This window comes from Aminobacter sp. HY435 (assembly GCF_027568395.1).
Taxonomy (GTDB): Bacteria; Pseudomonadota; Alphaproteobacteria; order Rhizobiales; family Rhizobiaceae; genus Aminobacter.
Genome location: NZ_JANKZL010000014.1, coordinates 88,241 through 105,032, shown reverse-complemented (window position 1 = coordinate 105,032; position 16,792 = coordinate 88,241). Strand labels below are relative to the sequence as shown.

At 65.8% G+C, this 16,792-nt stretch carries 16 protein-coding genes; 4 read left to right on the top strand and 12 right to left on the bottom strand.

Annotated elements, in window-relative coordinates:
- The first annotated feature begins 101 nt into the window (after nt 1-101).
- On the top strand, nt 102-1,691 hold the full coding sequence (locus PCJ21_RS20250; RefSeq protein WP_269933246.1) for a hypothetical protein: 1,590 nt from the start codon (nt 102-104) through the stop codon (nt 1,689-1,691).
- Here the strand turns inward: PCJ21_RS20250 and PCJ21_RS20245 are convergent.
- Both PCJ21_RS20245 and PCJ21_RS20240 read right to left on the bottom strand, forming a co-directional pair.
- Nucleotides 1,675-2,571 (bottom strand): glycosyltransferase family 2 protein, encoded by an 897-nt coding sequence (locus PCJ21_RS20245; protein ID WP_269933245.1) that lies wholly within the window; start codon nt 2,569-2,571, stop codon nt 1,675-1,677. The two genes, PCJ21_RS20250 and PCJ21_RS20245, sit on opposite strands and share 17 nt — an antisense overlap.
- Before the next feature lie 77 nt (nt 2,572-2,648).
- The gene (locus tag PCJ21_RS20240) at nt 2,649-2,837 is read right to left on the bottom strand and encodes a hypothetical protein (RefSeq protein WP_269933244.1); all 189 of its coding nucleotides are present in this window, start codon (nt 2,835-2,837) and stop codon (nt 2,649-2,651) included.
- Between the two features lie 305 nt (nt 2,838-3,142).
- Between PCJ21_RS20240 and PCJ21_RS20235 the strand changes: the two genes are divergently transcribed.
- Nucleotides 3,143-3,502 carry a septal ring lytic transglycosylase RlpA family protein gene (locus PCJ21_RS20235; protein WP_269933243.1) on the top strand — a complete coding sequence of 120 codons (360 nt, stop codon included), beginning with the start codon at nt 3,143-3,145 and terminating at the stop codon, nt 3,500-3,502.
- A gap of 40 nt (nt 3,503-3,542) precedes the next feature.
- Here PCJ21_RS20235 and PCJ21_RS20230 read toward each other — a convergent pair whose 3' ends face one another.
- The 6 genes from PCJ21_RS20230 to PCJ21_RS20205 all read right to left on the bottom strand — a co-directional run bounded on the left by PCJ21_RS20230 (nt 3,543) and on the right by PCJ21_RS20205 (nt 9,421).
- Nucleotides 3,543-4,601 (bottom strand): D-alanine:D-lactate ligase-like protein, encoded by a 1,059-nt coding sequence (locus PCJ21_RS20230; protein ID WP_269933242.1) that lies wholly within the window; start codon nt 4,599-4,601, stop codon nt 3,543-3,545.
- A 106-nt stretch (nt 4,602-4,707) separates the two neighbouring features.
- A complete protein-coding gene (locus tag PCJ21_RS20225; RefSeq protein WP_269933241.1) occupies nt 4,708-5,577 on the bottom strand; it encodes an SMP-30/gluconolactonase/LRE family protein in 870 nt (289 codons plus the stop codon).
- A gap of 1 nt (nt 5,578) precedes the next feature.
- Entirely contained in the window at nt 5,579-6,211 is a 633-nt protein-coding gene (locus tag PCJ21_RS20220; RefSeq protein WP_269933240.1) for a 2-dehydro-3-deoxy-6-phosphogalactonate aldolase, read from the bottom strand.
- 11 nt (nt 6,212-6,222) lie between these two features.
- Nucleotides 6,223-7,155: a 2-dehydro-3-deoxygalactonokinase gene (locus PCJ21_RS20215; protein ID WP_269933239.1), complete on the bottom strand. Its 933-nt coding sequence runs from the start codon at nt 7,153-7,155 to the stop codon at nt 6,223-6,225.
- Entirely contained in the window at nt 7,152-7,919 is a 768-nt protein-coding gene (locus PCJ21_RS20210; RefSeq protein ID WP_269933238.1) for an SDR family NAD(P)-dependent oxidoreductase, read from the bottom strand. Before PCJ21_RS20210 ends, PCJ21_RS20215 begins: the two co-directional genes overlap by 4 nt.
- 158 nt (nt 7,920-8,077) lie before the next feature.
- Entirely contained in the window at nt 8,078-9,421 is a 1,344-nt protein-coding gene (locus tag PCJ21_RS20205) for a putative bifunctional diguanylate cyclase/phosphodiesterase (protein WP_269933237.1), read from the bottom strand.
- A 300-nt stretch (nt 9,422-9,721) separates the two neighbouring features.
- On the opposite strand from PCJ21_RS20205, the gene gshB reads away from it, so the two are divergent.
- The gene (gshB, locus tag PCJ21_RS20200) at nt 9,722-10,663 is read left to right on the top strand and encodes a glutathione synthase (protein WP_269933236.1); all 942 of its coding nucleotides are present in this window, start codon (nt 9,722-9,724) and stop codon (nt 10,661-10,663) included.
- Between the two features lie 21 nt (nt 10,664-10,684).
- Here the strand turns inward: gshB and cml are convergent, their stop codons facing one another.
- Entirely contained in the window at nt 10,685-11,869 is a 1,185-nt protein-coding gene (cml, locus tag PCJ21_RS20195; RefSeq protein ID WP_269933235.1) for a CmlA/FloR family chloramphenicol efflux MFS transporter, read from the bottom strand.
- A gap of 472 nt (nt 11,870-12,341) precedes the next feature.
- Here cml and PCJ21_RS20190 point away from each other — a divergent pair, with 472 nt between their 5' ends.
- Nucleotides 12,342-13,874, top strand: a complete 1,533-nt coding sequence (locus tag PCJ21_RS20190; RefSeq protein WP_269933234.1) for a YifB family Mg chelatase-like AAA ATPase — start codon at nt 12,342-12,344, stop codon at nt 13,872-13,874.
- Nucleotides 13,875-14,003: 129 nt separating this feature from the next.
- Here PCJ21_RS20190 and PCJ21_RS20185 read toward each other — a convergent pair whose 3' ends face one another.
- The 3 genes from PCJ21_RS20185 to PCJ21_RS20175 form a co-directional block, all read right to left on the bottom strand.
- Nucleotides 14,004-14,633: a transglutaminase-like cysteine peptidase gene (locus tag PCJ21_RS20185; protein WP_442866053.1), complete on the bottom strand. Its 630-nt coding sequence runs from the start codon at nt 14,631-14,633 to the stop codon at nt 14,004-14,006.
- Between the two features lie 296 nt (nt 14,634-14,929).
- Complete coding sequence (locus PCJ21_RS20180; protein ID WP_269933233.1) at nt 14,930-16,201, bottom strand: polyhydroxyalkanoate depolymerase; 1,272 nt, start codon at nt 16,199-16,201, stop codon at nt 14,930-14,932.
- Between the two features lie 289 nt (nt 16,202-16,490).
- Nucleotides 16,491-16,778 (bottom strand): DUF1330 domain-containing protein, encoded by a 288-nt coding sequence (locus PCJ21_RS20175; protein WP_269933232.1) that lies wholly within the window; start codon nt 16,776-16,778, stop codon nt 16,491-16,493.
- Between the last annotated feature and the right edge of the window lie 14 nt (nt 16,779-16,792).

Below are 16,792 nucleotides of genomic sequence, written 5' to 3'. Positions count from 1 at the left end.
TGCAACGGCATGAATGACAACAAAGCGCTCCCCCGCCGGTCTCCGTTGCTTCCACCTGCGTGTTCGGGAATACTGAGACAGGCTGGAGCCGGGAGGAAAGCATGCCGCGCGTACTCGCCATCGGCCTCGACGGCATGGATCTGGCGCTTGTCGAAAAGCTCATCGGACAGGGAAGACTACCGCATCTTTCCCGTTTGCGGGAACGCGGCATCGGCATCCGGCTCGACCATGGTCGCGACAAGCTCTCGGGCCTGGCCTGGGAACAGGTGGCCACGGGGCTTGCGCCTTCGGACGGTGGACGGTGGTCGGCGGTGCGCTACGATCCCTGCACCTATGAGGTAATCCAGGAAGACGCGACGACCGAGACCTATCTCGACAAGATCGCAGGCAAGGTCGTGGCTTTCGATCTGCCCTATTGCCGGCTGAGCGACAACGGGATTCAAGGCCTGGCGGCATGGGGCGCGCATGACCCGGGCGTCGAGGCGCACTCGAACCCGCCAGGGCTCGCCGCGGAGATAGAACAGCGGTTCGGCCCCTACCCGGCTCCCGAATGGATATACGGCTCCTGCTGGCCATCGCCGGAACGTACCGAAGCGGCCTCGAAAGCTTTGATCGCCGCCGTCGACAAACGCTGCGAGATCGCGCTGTGGCTGCTGCGCGAGCGCATTCCGGATTGGGACCTCGCCATCGTCGTCCCCTCCGAGGCCCACTCCGGCAGCGAGCCGCTGTGGCATGGCGTCGATGCCAGTCATCCCCTGAACGCCGTCGCCTCGGCCAAGGCCGCCGGCGAAGGCCTCGTCGGCATCTACGATGCGCTCGACAGGCTTGTCGGCCAACTCGCCGAAGCCTTTCCCGACGCGACCGTGCTCGCCTTTTCCATGCATGGCATGGGCAAGAACGAGGGTGACGTGCCGGCCATGGCGCTGTTGCCGGAATTGCTCTACCGCCGCAGCTTCGGCAAGCCCTACATGCGCCAGCTTGAAGCGACTTCCTATCTAGCCGACGGAACGCCGCTCTTTTCCGAGCAGGGCAACTGGGACGCAACGCTGCGCAAGCTCGTGCGCTGGCCCGATGCGCCGGGCCGCCTTGGCAAACTGCTGATCAAGGCGGGGCTGGGGCGGACACGGGATCTCGACGCCTTGCGCCGGCACCGCGAGCCGCGTGGTATCGGCTGGATGCCGGCGACACGCTACCGCAGTTTCTGGCCCCGCATGGATGCGTTCGCCCTGCCAGCCTTCTACGACGGCCAGATACGCATCAATCTGCGTGGCAGGGAGGCTTCGGGGACGGTCGAGCCCGAGCGTTACGACGCGCTGCTTGGCGAGCTGGAACAAATGCTGGCGGAATGCCGCGATCCATTGAGCGGCGAGCCCGCGGTGAGCGAAACCTTCCGGGCAAGCAAGCCGCCGGCAAAGATTGGCCCGTACGAAGCCGATCTCTATGTGCTGTTCAGGTCCGGGCTGCTCGGCATTGAACATCGCAGCACCGGCGCCATTGGCCCGTTGCCATGGCGCAGGACGGGCGGCCACACCGGCGACTGGGGTTTTCTGTTCGGCACGGGCCCCGGCCTCAAGTATGTAACCACCGACAGCGCAAGTTCTTTCGATGTCGTGCCGACGATGCTCGATTTGCTTGGCGACAACCCGGCGCTGGCGCGCAGCGGCAGGTCCCTGGTCAAAGCCGCGGGCTAACGCCTGCCCGACCTGCCAGGATCGCTGCCCGCACCAGCAATGCCAGCCATTGCTCAGCCGGGAGTCTGGTGCGGCCATGTCGGTAACGCCGGACGGCCCTTGCGGCCTTGAGCCGAAGCCATAGGTTTGGCGGCTCGCCGCCGGCGACACGTACGCCCTCGGCATGGAAGTAGCACCACAACCAGGCTTCCGACTGGCGCTCCGGCCCGATCAGGTGATCCACCGCCGCCTCCGGCACCCAGCGGCCGACATATCCCGCAGCAAGGGCCTGCCTGATCATCGCCACTTCCTCGCCGCCGGACAGCGGGTTATCCGGGCGGCGCCCAAGCTTCAGGTCGAAGCTGAAGCGACGCTGGACCTCGGTTTTCACCGCATAGTTTGCGCCGAAGGGGAGGTTCGAGTTTACGCGGTCGAACCTTTCGGCGGCGCCTGGGCGCCGGGCGGCATAGGCGCTTTCGACCGCCGAGAGGCCGGCGACCAGCCAATCCGGCGGCTCGCCCTCGAAGCACGGATATATGGCGCCGCCGAAGATCGCGCATTCCGGCGAGGCAAGCATGGCCGCCTCGTAGGCGCGCAATAACGCCTTGTGGGCGAGCGCGTCGTCGTCGAGCCAGACGATCAGCCGGCCGCGGGCCTCGGCAACGGCGCGATTGCGGGCGCTCGACAGCCCGGCCACCGGTTCCTCGACGACGACGATCGGCAGGCGCGATCGAAACCCGCCGGCGACGGCGAGCGTGTCATCGCTGCAATCGTTTGCGACAACCAAGATCTCAAACGGGGCATCGGGCGGACCGGCAGCTTCCAGCGCTGACAGACAGCGGGCGAGCAGCGGAGCGCGGTTGCGGGTGCAGATCGCGACGGTCAGGCCTGCTTCCCGCAATTTCCCTCCTTGGCAGTCGCCTGCGCCGGCGACTGGCGCCCCTCAGCACCCTAGCGCTCCGGACGATGGCTGCAACACTAACGTGCCGGACGCGACAGACCAAATAGCCCAAGCACCCCTGCAGCTGCGACGACCAGCCCGATCCAGAACCAGTCCATGTCGTCGGTCATGAAGCTGCCTTCAGCCACGCCGAGGCCCTGCAGCATCCATACCGCCCCGACCGCAATCGCGATCACCGCCAATATCTTTCCGGCTTTTCGCATCATGACGACCCTCGTCGGCTTGGGTGCGGGACATTTTCTTGACGCAACTTGGAACAGTTTGGTGACGCCAAGTATTCATCGGCACGATTTTGTCCGCACAGATTCTGCTGACCTCCGGATCACCTCCCTGGCAGCGCCGGAAGTATGAAAATATTCCTTACAGCAGGCACTTCGACTCTGACAAACTGTTACCCACAGACTCCAAACGTGTGCCGCCGGCCACGGAACCGCCCGAAGCTTGCCCCATTCGTCGCCACATTTCATCCCAAACCACTCCGTGTATCTGTCAACGGAGCATTAACCAGAAGATGAAGAGCGCCAAGCCCGCCATGGTAGCGGCCACCCTCGCCGCAAGCATGATGTTTCTCGGCTCCACCGGAACCGCCTCGGCTCAATGCGGCAAGGCATCCTGGTATGCGCTGACCTCGAAGACGGCTTCGGGCGAACGCATGAATCCATCTGCCATGACCGCAGCGCACCGCTCGCTTCCTTTCGGCACCAAGCTCAGGGTCACCAACCAGAAGAACGGCAAGAGCGTGATCGTGCGTGTCAACGACCGCGGCCCGTTCATCAAGGGACGCGTGCTTGACCTGTCCAAGGGGGCAGCCCAGCAGATCGGCTTCATCCGGTCTGGCCACACCTCGGTGTGCATGGAACGCCAGAGCTGACAGCCAAGAGCGCCCGCTGCGCAACAACGGGCACAGAGGGTCACCTCAAAAGACGGCGCGCCGCCGTCTCGGCCATCGCCTCGGCGAGGCCAAGCCGCCACTCTCTCCGGCAATAGGCGCGGAAGTCGAAGCACGGCAGGCCCGGGCAGACCTCGAATTCGATCAGATGAACCGTATCGTCCGGCTCGACGCGAAAATCGAGCGAGTAGACATCGCGCAGACCCAGCGCCGACATCAGCCGGGCCGCGACTTGCCTGATCCTTTGAGCCGCGACCGGCTGGATCGAATCGACCGACACCAGGGCAGGTTCGGCGTAGCGCCCGCCTGCCTTCGCCGCAGCTCCAGTGTCGCCATACAGCGCCAAGCTGTCGGCCATGGTCTGGAAATCGCCGCCTGAATCGACAAAGAAGATGCCCAGCGCCCCCGGCCCGGCTTCGGGATCGAGCGCCAGAAAGCTGGCACGGACGTTTCGTCCGGGGACATAGGGCTGCACCACGACATCATCGCGATAGGCTTCGAACACCCGTTCGGCGAGGGCAAGCGCGTCCGAGGCCTGACGGCAGTGCGAATCTTCCCAAATGCCAATCTTGGCGCCGAGTCGGTTGGGCTTGACGAAATAGCCCGACGCCGACGCCGGCGGCTCTGCCAGCCAGGTTCCGCCACGCGCCAGCCCTGAAACTGGCACCGGCAATCCAAGCGCGGCCAGCACCGCGCCGGCGCGAAACTTGTCCTGGCAAAGGGCGAAAAGACTGTCGTCGGCGCCGATGGTGGCAAGCCCGTTGAGCCGGGCCAAAGCCGGCGATACGCCGCCGCGGAAATAGGCGATGCCGTCGGTCAGCGTCCAGACCAGGCTGTTGTTGCGATTGGCCGCGCCGAGCACAGCTGCAGCTTCGTCGAGTTCGACAGCCTGGAAAGCGATGCCGCGCTGCGCACTGGCGCCGGCGATCAGCTCGAACTCCGGGGCGAGGTCGGTCGACTGTGCCAGATATGACGACACTTCCGCCGCCGCACGCGCTGAAAACCCCTCCGACACCAGGCGGTCGAAACAGGCGCCTTCGGGCTCATAGACGAGATAAAGCGTCGGTCCGGTTGCGGCCATCGGGCAAAATCTTCCTGCTGCGTCGGACCGACAATGGCATTTCGGCGGCGCGACGCTTGCCGGAAAACCGACCCGTCACCGCCGCCCCCGCGACAGGCGCACGAGCTCAGATCAGAACGTTGGGCTCGTGGCGGCCGTTGACCTTGATGTCGAGCAGGAAGGTGTTGCCGGCATGCGGATCGGCCTTCAGCGCAGCCGCGTCCATTCCTTCGTGCGCCGAGGTGACGGCAAGCCGCTCGGCGCGCGCGCCGACGAAGGCCGGGCAGGATGGCTGGGTCGCCGGCACGGCGACGCTGCGCAGCAGGGTGCCGTCGGGCGCGTAGGCATCGACGCGGCCACCACCCCAGCAGGCATTCCACAGGACGCCATCGCGGTCCACCACCGAGCCGTCGATGCCACCGGTGCGCAAGCGGCCGTCGGTGAAAAGCCTGGGCTCGCCATGCGGCAAGCCGGTGTCGCCATCGCAATCGACGCGAAAAAGCAGGTTGGTCGCCGTATCGGCGTAATATGCCACCGTACCGTCGGCGCTGAAGCAGATCGAATTCGGTATGGTGATCGCCGGATAGAGCAAGCGCAGCTCGCCGCGGAAATACCAGTAGATCGCCCCTGCCCCGGTCTCGGCCTTCTTGCCCATGGTGCCGAACCAAAGCGCGCCGCAAGGATGCACGCGCGCGTCGTTGGAGCGGGTCGTCGCGTTGGATGCTTCGACGGCATGGTGCAGCGACAGGCTGCCGGTCGCCGCATCGCGAACATAGAGGCCGGTCTCGGTGAGCAGCAGCTGCCGCTCGGCATCGATGGTGGCGATGGCGCTGGCCATCTCGGAGAGCTGGTGAATGCGCGTCGCGCCGCCCGAGAGCTGCTTTTCGAGCATCCGGCTCGCAAGGATGTCGAACCAATACAGCGTGTCGGTGGCCGGATCGTAGGTCGGCCCCTCGCCCAGTTCGCAGACCTCGCCGGAAAGGATTTCTGCCGTCATGTCACGCTCCCTTGGCGATGGCGTCCCAGCCGGCAACTGCCGCCCTGGCGCGGGCACCAACGTCGGCGGCGCTCATGCCAGGCTTGTAAAGGCTCGACCCCAATCCGAAGAGCCGCACCCCAACCTTGGCATAGGCGGCGAAATCGGCCTCCGAGACGCCGCCGACGACGCCGATCTGTATCTCCTTGGGCAGCACGGCGCGAATGGCCGAGATGCCGCCCGGGCCGAGCACGCTGGCCGGGAAGAACTTGAGCGCCGAAGCACCGAGGCGAAGCGCCAGGAACGCATCCGTCGGCGTGAACACGCCAGGCATCGTCACCATCTTGTGGGCAGTGGCGCGCGCCATCACCTCGGGATCGATGTTCGGGCTGACCAGCAGGCGTCCGCCGGCGTCGTTGAGCCGGTCGACGTCCTTGCCCCAGACGACGGTCCCGCCCCCGACAAGCGCGCTCGGCAGCGCCCCGGCCAAGGTTTCAATCGAGCGGAACGGATCGGGAGAGTTGAGCGGAACCTCGATCGCCTCGATGCCGGCGTCGAAGACGGCCTGACCGACGTCGAGCGCCTCTTCCGGTTTCAGACCGCGCAGGATGGCGACCAGGCCGCGTCGGAGCTCCGGGAATGGTGCAGTGGTCATCAGCGTGTCCTTCAGGCTAGCATCTTGTTGCGACGCGCCGCGGCCACCAGCCCGGCGAGCACCGCCTGGTCGGCGTCGGCGATCCGCACCTCAAGGCCGCCGAGCTTCAGCGCCTCGGCATAGAGCGCGCCGAGCGGACCGGAGCCCACCAGCACCACGGGCGTTTCTCGCCGCCCGAAGCGGCGCGTCGCCGAGGCGATCTCGGCGCCGATCAGCAGGCCCGAAAGCGCTGCCGCCGCATCGGCCTGGCCGAGGCCGGACAAAAGGCCAGCGGCGCGGATGCCGAACAGGCGCGCGCCGATATCACCGTCAGTCAGGGCCTGGCTGCACCACGCGCGGAACACCTCGCTGTCAGGCGCAACCGGCGCAGGCTTTTCGCCGAGCGAATGCCTGAGAATCGAATGACCGGCAAAAACCGCAAACATCTCGCCGGTCGGCCAGGTGCCGAAGCCGGCGACCGTACCGTCGTCGACGCCTACCCATTTGCAGTGGGTGCCGGGCATGCAGACGAGATGGCTGCCTGAGCCGATCCCGGCGGCGACGCCGGCCAGCTGGGTTTCCTCGCCGCGCATCACGTCGGGCGCATCCGCCTTGCGCTGGGCGAGGCCGGGCACGATGCGGACGTCGCGCGATATGCCGGGAACGGGAACCGCCGCGCCAAGAATATCGGCCAGGGAGGCCGGCACGTCGACATAAGGCGCCTCGATCCAGCCCTGTCGCGCGCCCGCCATGCCGCAAACGATGGCCGGCAGGTCGGCCGGCGCGCCCATGCTGGCAAGATGCGAATCGAGGATCGGGGCAAACCCCTTGTGTTGCGCCGTCAGCAGGCCCTCGTCGCCGCGGCGCTCGTCGATGACGCCGCCGGCCGCATCGAGCAGCCAGACGCGCAGCCGTGTGGTGCCCCAGTCGACGGCGGCGATTGCAGGGGTGTTTCGCGCGCTCACAGCAGGCCTCCATCGACGATCAGCGTCTGCGCCGTCAGCATCTTCGAGGTATCGGAAGCCAGGAATAGCACCGGCCCGACCATGTCCTCGGGCAGCATCATGTCGGGTATGCATTGCCTGGAGATGTGATTGTTCAGCGAGGCTTCGGTCACCCACAGCTCGCGCTGGCGTTCGGTGATGACCCAGCCGGGCGCCACCGCGTTGACCCTGATCCTGTCCGGCCCATAGCGGCCGGCCATGCCCTTGGTCAGCCCGACGATGGCGGCCTTGGCCGTGGTGTAGGCCGGCATGGTGCCGATATTGAGCATGTAGGAGGTCGAGGTGAAATTGATGATCGAGCCGCCGCCTGCGGCCGCCATGCCGGGCGCCACCGCCTGGATGGTGAAGAAGTGCGGCCTGATGTTGACCGCCTGGTTGTCGTCCCAGCTTTCGGGGGTGACGTCTGCGACCTCGTGACGGCTGTCGTTGGCAGCGTTGTTGACCAGCACCGTCACCGGGCCGTGCGCCTCGACTGCCGCGACCACCGCACAGCGCAGTTCGTCGATGTCGCGCAGGTCGGCGCGCAGGTAGAGCGGCCGGTTGCCTGTGGCCGCCTCGACACGTTCGCACAGCGCCGTGCTCGCCGCTTCGGCAACGTCGACAAAGGCGACCTTGGCGCCCTGCATTGCGAATGCCTCGGTCAGCGACGCGCCGATGCCGGAACCGCCACCGGTGATAAGCACCGAGCGTCCAACGAGGTCAGGAAATCGCGCCGATGGCATCATGATCTCTTCCCGTATCGCCTGCTTTCCGACAAGTCGGAGAGCCACTTTCTTAGAGTGCGCGCAGGAAAAGGGGAACCTGATTTTGCGGCTGGCTCAGTTGCCGACGGCAGCCAGGTTCCATCCCATGATCGGGTGCCCCGCAAGGAGATTATTCAAGCTCAGATGGCGCGTGCGTAGGCCGCGCCGCGATGGGCCTCGCGCAGGTAGCCGAGCGTTGCTTCCGCATCGGCCGGGCGGCCGAACAGGTAGCCCTGGCCGCCGGCGCAGCCGAACTGCACCAGCCGCTCGGCCTGTGCCTCCTGTTCGATGCCTTCCGCCACAACGTCCATGCCGAGGCCTTCGCACATCGCCAGGATGGCGCGGATGATATGCTCCGAGGGACGATCCTCGAGGATCGAGGCGACAAAGGCGCGATCGATCTTGAGCTTGTCGAAACGGAATTCGCGCAGGCGGCCGAGTGACGACTGGCCGGTGCCGAAATCATCGAGCGAGACCCGGATGCCGACCCGGCGCAGGTCTTCGACGATCTTCTCGGCCGAGGCCGGATCGGTCATCAGGCCGGTTTCGGTGATCTCGATCTCGAGGCGGCGCGGATCGAAGCCGGTGCGTTCGAGGATCGACAGGATGTGCAGGCCGGTGTTCTGGTCGACCAGTTGCGACGGCGACAGGTTGAACGACAGGAACATGTCGCGCGGCCAGTTGCGCGCCGCTTCAGCCGCCTTGCGCAAGACCAGCTGCGACAGCGGGCCGATGATGCCGCGCTCTTCGGCGATCGGGATGAACACCGCCGGCGAGACGAAGCCGAGGTCGCGGTCGGTCCAGCGCGCCAGCGCCTCGAAACCGATGGTGCGGCGGGTGTTGAGGTCGACGATGGGCTGGAAATGCGGTGCGACCTCACCGGCGGCAACAGCGCGGCGCAGCGCCTGCTCGATGCGGGTGACGCGCTTGGCTGCCTCCTCCATCTCGCGGGTGTAGACGACGACGCGGCCACGCCCCGAGCGCTTGGCGTGATAGAGCGCGGTCTCGGCCTTGCGCATCAGCGTTTCGGTGCTGTCGTCCGTCGACTGGAACAGAGAGCAGCCGACCGAAGCCGACAGGCGCGCGGTGCGCTCGCCGACGTCATAGGGCGCGGACAGGATTTCGATCAGCATGCGCGACTTCTCGGCCGCAGCCTCCTCGGAGAACACCAGCGGATATAGGAAGGCGAACTCGTCGGCGCCGATGCGCGCAACCGCCGAATCGCCGTCGGCGGCGGCCTTCAGGCGCATCGCCACCTGGATCAGGATGTCGTCGCCGGCGCGGTGGCCGAACAGGTCGTTGATCGGCTTGAAGCCGTCCAGATCGAGAATGCCGACGGTAAAGGGCGCTGGGTCCTCGGCGCGGTCGGCGATCAGGCGCTCGACCTTGTCGTTGAAGCGGCGCTGGTTGCCGAGCCCGGTCAGGGCATCAGTGAAGGCCAGGTCACCAGTATCCCGGTCCAAATGGCTGACGCCCAATGCCATGCTTGGTCTCTGTTCCGTTCTGATTGCAATCGCCAGCGGACACTGCCAGCAAAGCGTTTAGGAATTGTATTCAAGGCCGGCCTCTGTCTGAATTTCGACACCGGTGTCGAAACTGGTTTCTTGGGGAATACTCGGCGCCTCGGCGAGCCATGCTTGAGCCAGAGAGCGCCCGCCCACCCGGCCAACCGACCGCACTGCCATTGCATAAGGCCGGCAAATTGCTACATCCTCGTCACCGCAGCGTGCGACCGGAGCCCGGCCCGCGCGACAAGACCACCGCCAGCCGCGCCGGAGACCTCCATGGCCCTCAAGATCGCCGTCCAGATGGACCACATCGCCACCATCAACATTGCCGGCGACACGTCATTTGCGCTGTCGCTGGAGGCGCAGCGCCGCGGCCACGAGCTCTACCACTACACGCCCGACCGGTTGTCGCTGCGCGACGGCAAGGTTTTCGCCCGCATCGAGAAGCTCGAAGTTCGCGACGTCAAGGGCGACCACTTCACCCTTGGCGAGCCCGTCCGCACCGACCTGTCGGAAATGGACGTGATCCTCTTGCGCCAGGATCCGCCCTTCGACATGAACTACATCACCACCACCCACATCCTCGAGCGCATCCACCCGAAGACGTTGGTCGTCAACGACCCGGCCTGGGTGCGCAACAGCCCGGAAAAGATCTTCGTCACCGAATTCGCCGACCTGATGCCGGAGACGCTGATCACCAAGGACCCGCAGGAAGTGGCCGCCTTCCGCAAGGAATTCGGCGACATCATCGTCAAGCCGCTCTACGGCAATGGCGGCGCCGGCATCTTCCATCTGCACGAGGCTGACCGGAACCTGTCTTCGCTGCTGGAAATGTTCGGCCAGATGTTCCGCGAGCCCTACATCGTCCAGCGCTACCTCAAGGACGTGCGCAAGGGCGACAAACGCATCATCCTGATCGACGGCGAACCGGCAGGCGCCATCAACCGCGTGCCGGCCGAGCACGACGCCCGCTCCAACATGCATGCCGGCGGCCGCGCCGAGAAGACCGAACTGACCGAGCGCGAGCGCGAGATCTGCGCCCGCATCGGCCCGTCGCTGCGCGAGCGAGGCTTCATCCTCGTCGGCATCGACGTCATCGGCGACTACATGACCGAGATCAACGTCACCTCGCCGACCGGCATCCGCGAGGTCAAGAAATTCGGCGGCGCCGACATCGCCGCCCTGTTCTGGGACGCGGTGGAGAAGAAGCGGGCCTGAGCGGCCCGCCTCCATCTTGCGTTACCGCTTCCCGAGCCACCTCAGACCGCCGAGGGTCGCGAGCGCCATGACAGCGCAGTAGGCGGCGAGCGGCCAGGCCGTGTCGCCGCCGAGCGCGAGCACGACAAGCGTGCCGGCAACGCCGACGATCAGGCTCTGGACGCAGAAGTAGAGCGCCACGGCGGTGCCCGCGGCATCGCCGAAGGCCTCGAGCGCGCCGTTCGCCGTCACCGAGGCGGCGAAGACGATGCCTATGGAGATCACCCACATCGGCACGACGAAGCTCGCAAACGACGGCGCGGCAAACAGCTGCCCGACGGCCAGCAATGCCGCGCCGAGCAGGAGCAGGGCCATCCCCCGCGCGAGGCTGCCTGATATCCCCCAGCGCGCCACGAACGCCTTGGCGAAGCGCGTGGTGACGATCATCGCCACCGCCGCGGTGGCAAAGGCCAGGCTGAAGCCGAGTTGCGAGTAGCCGGCCCGGGCGATGAGCAGGCGCGGCGCTGTCGAGAAGAAGACGAAAAACGCCCCCATCGCCGCGCTGAAGCCCAGCGTGTAGACCCAGAAGGCCGGGCTTTTCAGGATCGTCAGGAAGGCCGGTCGCGACTGGACGACGTCGGGCCGCGTCTCGTGCCAGCGCGGCACGGCATTCACCACGGCTGCCACGGCGAGCAGGCCGAGCACGACGAAGATCGCCTGCCAGCCGAGGCTTGCGGCGATCAGCGCGCCGGCGATCGGGCCGAGCGCCGGCACGAAGGCCAGCATGGCCCCAAAAAGGCCGTAGATAACGGCGCCCTCCGGCCGTTCGGCATAGACGTCCCGCACGGTGGCAAAGGTGGCGACCAGCGCCGCCGACGCGCCCAGCGCCTGAACGACGCGCAGGGCGACGAACAGGGGCGCCAAGGTCGTGGCGGCCAGCAGGAAGGAGGCAGCCGCAAACAGCACCGCGCCGCCCAGCAGCACAGGCCGGCGGCCGATGCGGTCGGACAGCGGGCCGAACGCCACCTGGCCCAGGCCGAGCACGATCATGTACAGGCTCAGCGTCAGCTGGACGATTTCGGGCGTGGTGCCGAGGATATTCGGCATTGCCGGTACGACCGGCAGGTAGACGTCCATCGCCAACGAGGCGAGCAGGTCGAAAGGAGCCATCAGCAGCAGCGCCGAGGGCAGGGCACAGGCCCAGGAAGAGGAGTTTCGATTTGGCATGGCAAGGCATCCGCTCAAACAGAATGATCTGGCGGCGACCTGCCTGGTCTTGATCGAATGGACGGATCGGACAGACGCCGCAACAACGCTTGAAGTGTCGTTGCGGCCTAGTTGTCTGCGGACTTTGCTGTAGCCATCCCGGTCCCATCGATATGCGCGCAAGCGCTTGAATTCGTCTGCTGAATAGCAGCCGTGACCTGCATGAACAAGAGCGGTCGTTTTCCACGATTGCTGCCATTCCCCTAGCTGTCGAGCTTCGCGGGCGAAGACGACAGCAGGCAACGATTTGCAACCGTGCGATTGTTCTCTAAATGTTCTTGCGCAATCCTGCAATTCATGCTTGTATCCACAAGACCGCTTCGCTCGGGGCGAGGGGATGCCGCCCAGCCTGAGGCTATCGAAAACAGCAGTAACGGTTGATCCATTGTCTGGTGCGCTGCCTGCGGGCGTGCGCAAGCGGAGCGGGGGCAGCATGGTTTCGCGTGTGCGCACTATCGCGTTTCAGGGCATCGAGGCGGTTCCCGTCGACGTGCAGGTGATGGTGGCGCCCGGCAAAGTCGGCATGCAGATCGTCGGCCTGCCCGACAAGGCGGTGGCCGAGAGCCGCGAACGGGTGCAGGCGGCGCTGCACGCGTCGGGCCTGTCGATGCCGGCCAAGAAGGTCACGGTGAACCTGGCGCCGGCCGACCTGCCCAAGGAAGGCAGCCACTACGATCTTCCCATCGCGCTCGGCCTGATGGCCGCGCTCGGGGCGGTTCCCGGCGATGCGCTGTCGGCCTATGTCGTGCTCGGCGAATTGTCGCTCGACGGCACCATCGCCCATGTCGCCGGGGCGCTGCCGGCGGCGATCGGCGCCAACGCCGACGGCAAGGGCCTGATCTGCCCGGCGGCCAGCGGAGCGGAAGCGGCTTGGGCCGGCGCGGACATCGATATCCTTGCGCCACGCAGCCTGATTGCCATCGCCAATCATTTTCGCGGCACCCAGGTGCTGTCGCGCCCCGCCCCGGGCGTCCGCGCGTCACCCGCCGATCTGCCCGACCTGGCCGAAATCAAGGGCCAGGAAAGCGCAAGACGGGCGCTGGAAGTGGCCGCCGCCGGTGGCCACAACCTGCTTTTCGTCGGTCCACCCGGTGCGGGCAAGTCGATGCTGGCGGCCCGCCTCCCGTCGATCCTGCCGCCATTGTCGCCGAAGGAGTTGCTCGAAGTGTCGATGATCGCTTCCGTCGCCGGCGAACTGGCCGAGGGCAAGCTCACGGACAGACGGCCATTTCGCGCGCCGCATCATTCGGCGTCGATGGCGGCGATGGTGGGCGGCGGCTTGCGCGCGCGGCCGGGCGAGGTCTCTCTGGCGCACCACGGCGTGCTGTTCCTCGACGAATTTCCCGAGTTTTCGCCGCAGACGCTCGATGCGCTGCGCCAACCGCTGGAAACCGGCGAGTGCATGATCGCGCGAGCCAATCACCGTGTCACCTATCCGGCGCGCATCCAGCTGATCGCGGCGATGAACCCGTGCCGCTGCGGCATGGCTGGCGAGCCCGGCTATCGCTGCCTGCGCGGGGCCCGGTGCCAGGCCGATTACCAGGCCCGCATTTCCGGTCCGCTGCTCGACCGGATCGATCTGCGCATCGACGTGCCTGCGGTCCCCGCAACAGACATGATCCGCATCGGCAAGTCGGAGGCCAGCGCCGATGTCGCCGCCCGCGTCGCCCGCGCCCGCACGATCCAGCGCGACCGCCTGGAGCGGCGTGGCATCGCGTTGGCCACGACCAATGCGCAATGCGGCGCCAGCCTGATCGAGGACATCGCACAGCCTGATGCGGGTGGATTGGCGCTGCTCAGGGACGCCAGCGAGAAGCTCGGCTTCTCGGCCCGCGCCTATCATCGCGTGCTGAAGGTCGCGCGAACGCTTGCCGATCTCGACGCTTCCGAAAGCGTCGGCCGCATTCATCTCGCCGAAGCCATATCGTATCGCATGAGGACGGAACGCGTCGCGCAGGCGGCGTAGAGTTTGGCGGCTGGGTAGCCAGGAACGATTGCCGTTCCGGCGGTCCGGAACGGTGCACGGCCGCGCAGCGCGGGCCTCGCGCACCGAAGCGCACGGTCCGATCTGGCAGGGCATCCTTGATGGGCGGAGCTACTTGACCGAGCCGACGAGGGTTGCCTGGCCTTCGCGGATCGAAACCCAGCGGCCGGTGTTTTCGGCGGACTGACGCTTGAGGTAGCGATAGCCGGTCTCGTCCCACTGACGCACCGCGTCGGTCAGGTTGTCGAGAATGAAATCGCCCTTCGAGGTGCGCACCGTCAGCACCGCATGGCCTTCGCCGTCGGGCTTGCGCACGACGGTAATCAGCAAGTTGGACAGCGCAACGCCTTCACGGCTGAGGGTGCGGCGCTTCTCCAGGACGTAGTCCTCGCAGTCGCCTTCGCCATTGTCGGGGTAGGTCCAGACTTCGTCGCGGCCATAGATGTCGATATCGTTCATCGGCTTGACCGCCGCGTTGACGGCGACATTGACGGCGACGATCTTGCGCCACAAGCCACCCGTCAACTGCTCTGGGCCCTTGTCGCGCTGCTTGATCGAGCACTCTGCCGGGTTGAGCCGGCAGAAATCATAATGGCCGATTGGCTGCGAGGTCAGCCCGCCCGTGGCCATCGGCTGTGAAGCCGCAAAAGCCGAGCCGGCAGCAAGGACCACGCCCGCCATCAGCCCCAGAACCACTCCGGCGCGCCCCGCCGCGCACCGTACGCCTGCTGCGGAAATCATGTGCCCCGCTCGCCCCTTTACATCGTTAACAAAACGTTAAGGGCGCAAGGTGGGGCAAGTCAATCAAAGCCGGAGACTGATTGCAGACATGGTTACCGCGCGGGCATGGCCGCGACTATTGTGCAACAGACAGCACGCCTCGCGACGGCAGGGTGTCGAGCGCTTGTTCGCGGGCATTGCTCATGGAATCAACAAGTTATCCGTGCTGCCAACGACCAAGTGAGGGCCGGACACGCAAAGGCCCCGCGGGTTGCGCCGGGCCTTGCTGTGGATAATGGAGATGGAACCGGAAAACCTCAGGCTTCGCGCACGAGGCGGGGCTTGCCTGCCTTGCGCTTTGGAGCCCCATGACTTGCCATGAAGTCGACGATGCGCGGCACGATCTCGGCACGAAAGCGCGAGCCGTTGAAGACGCCGTAATGGCCAACAGCCGGCTGCATGTAATGCGCCTTCATGTCGTCGGGGATGTTGACGCACAGATCATGCGCTGCCCTTGTCTGGCCAAGGCCTGAGATGTCGTCGTTCTCGCCTTCGACGGTGAACAGCGCGACGTTGCGGATCGCTGTCAGGTCGACAGGCTGGCCGCGATGGGTCATCTCGCCCTTGGGCAGGGCGTGGCGGATGAACACCGTCTCCACCGTCTGCAGGTAGAATTCGGCCGTCAGGTCCATGACGGCCAGGTATTCGTCATAGAAGTCGCGGTGCTTTTCGGCGCTGTCGCCATCGTTCTTCACCAGATGCATGAAGAAGTCCTTGTGGGCGATGATGTGCCGGTCAAGGTTCATGCTCATGAAGCCCGAAAGCTGCAGGAAGCCGGGATAGACCTCGCGCGCGAAGCCAGGCGCCGGCCACGGCACCGGCATGATGACGTTGTCGCGGAACCAGTCGATGCTCTTCTGCTCGGCCAGCTGGTTGACAGCCGTCGGATTGCGGCGCGTGTCGATCGGCCCGCCCATCAAGGTCATGCTTGCGGGGGCGAAACGGTCGCCGCGCGCCTCCATCACCGCCACTGCAGCGAGGACCGGTACCGACGGCTGGCACACACCCATCACATGGGTGTCCGGACCCAGCGCGTGGAACATGTCGATGACGTAGTCGATATAGTCGTCGAGATCGAACTTGCCCTCGGCCAACGGCACCATTCGGGCGTCGGTCCAGTCGGTGATGTAGACGTCGGCATGCGGCAGCATCGCCTCCACCGTACCGCGCAGCAGCGTCGCATAGTGCCCCGACATCGGCGCCACGATCAGAAGCTTGGGGTCGGCGCGTCGGCCTTCGGGAAGGGCGCGCTGGAAATTGATCAGGTTGCAGAAGGGACGCGACCAGACCACCTTTTCGGTCACCGCAGCCGGTTGAAAGTCGACGGTCGTCTTGTCGAGCCCGAAGTCCGGCTTGCCATAGCGGCGCGTGGTGCGTTCGAACAGCTCGGCCATCGCCGCGACAGAGCGGCCCAGCGGCATGTGCGAGAATGGGTTCAGCGGATTGGAATAGAACAGCTTGACGGCGTCCGCGTAGGCGCGCGCCGGCTGCAGCGCAGCATGGGTCGATTCGTAAAGCTGATAGAACATGATGTCCTCATGCGGCCATTCGGGGAGGCGAGCCGGCCGGAGGCCCGTCATGCAGTGCAGCGAAGTTAACAAACATCTGCTGCGATGCAATATCTCATGCACCGCGAAACATGCTCATCCTTTGGTCCAAGCTGTTGAAAAACCGTTTCCACCGGCAGCGCCGGCTCAGCATCCGCCGGCCTTGACGTTGTGCGGCGCGGCAACAATCGAATCCATCTTTCGGCACGGCGCACAGAAGCCCCTCGGGCCGGGCGGCCCGGAGGCACCAACATCCAGGGTGATGGAAGCGCTAGATGCCTTCGACCAGCACGATTTCACCATCGGCGAATTGCTGGCGGATCGATTTGGCATGCTGGTATTCTGGCGAGACATAGCAGTTGCGGGCGTCTTCCATCGAGGCGAACTCGATAATGACGTTGCGGGCGCGCCCAGGGCCCTCGACCGCCTCATGCGCGCCGCCGCGGGCGATGAACTTCGCGCCGAAGCGTTCGAATGCCGGCTTCGCCGCCGCCACATATCCCTTGTAGCCCTCGGGGTCACGTACATCGACGCGAGCGATCCAGTAAGCCTTGGTCATGAATTCCTCCCCGA

Excerpts from the sequence above, each read along its gene's own strand:
- PCJ21_RS20175 (WP_269933232.1), bottom strand. The coding sequence starts at position 16,778 with ATGACCAAGGCTTACTGGATCGCTCGCGTCGATGTACGTGACCCCGAG.
- PCJ21_RS20205 (WP_269933237.1), bottom strand. The coding sequence starts at position 9,421 with ATGGCATTGGGCGTCAGCCATTTGGACCGGGATACTGGTGACCTGGCC.
- PCJ21_RS20240 (WP_269933244.1), bottom strand. The coding sequence starts at position 2,837 with ATGATGCGAAAAGCCGGAAAGATATTGGCGGTGATCGCGATTGCGGTC.
- gshB (WP_269933236.1), top strand. The coding sequence starts at position 9,722 with ATGGCCCTCAAGATCGCCGTCCAGATGGACCACATCGCCACCATCAAC.
- PCJ21_RS20180 (WP_269933233.1), bottom strand. The coding sequence starts at position 16,201 with ATGTTCTATCAGCTTTACGAATCGACCCATGCTGCGCTGCAGCCGGCG.
- PCJ21_RS20230 (WP_269933242.1), bottom strand. The coding sequence starts at position 4,601 with ATGGCCGCAACCGGACCGACGCTTTATCTCGTCTATGAGCCCGAAGGC.
- PCJ21_RS20220 (WP_269933240.1), bottom strand. The coding sequence starts at position 6,211 with ATGACCACTGCACCATTCCCGGAGCTCCGACGCGGCCTGGTCGCCATC.
- PCJ21_RS20190 (WP_269933234.1), top strand. The coding sequence starts at position 12,342 with ATGGTTTCGCGTGTGCGCACTATCGCGTTTCAGGGCATCGAGGCGGTT.
- cml (WP_269933235.1), bottom strand. The coding sequence starts at position 11,869 with ATGCCAAATCGAAACTCCTCTTCCTGGGCCTGTGCCCTGCCCTCGGCG.
- PCJ21_RS20225 (WP_269933241.1), bottom strand. The coding sequence starts at position 5,577 with ATGACGGCAGAAATCCTTTCCGGCGAGGTCTGCGAACTGGGCGAGGGG.
- PCJ21_RS20235 (WP_269933243.1), top strand. The coding sequence starts at position 3,143 with ATGAAGAGCGCCAAGCCCGCCATGGTAGCGGCCACCCTCGCCGCAAGC.
- PCJ21_RS20185 (WP_442866053.1), bottom strand. The coding sequence starts at position 14,633 with ATGATTTCCGCAGCAGGCGTACGGTGCGCGGCGGGGCGCGCCGGAGTG.
- PCJ21_RS20250 (WP_269933246.1), top strand. The coding sequence starts at position 102 with ATGCCGCGCGTACTCGCCATCGGCCTCGACGGCATGGATCTGGCGCTT.
- PCJ21_RS20210 (WP_269933238.1), bottom strand. The coding sequence starts at position 7,919 with ATGATGCCATCGGCGCGATTTCCTGACCTCGTTGGACGCTCGGTGCTT.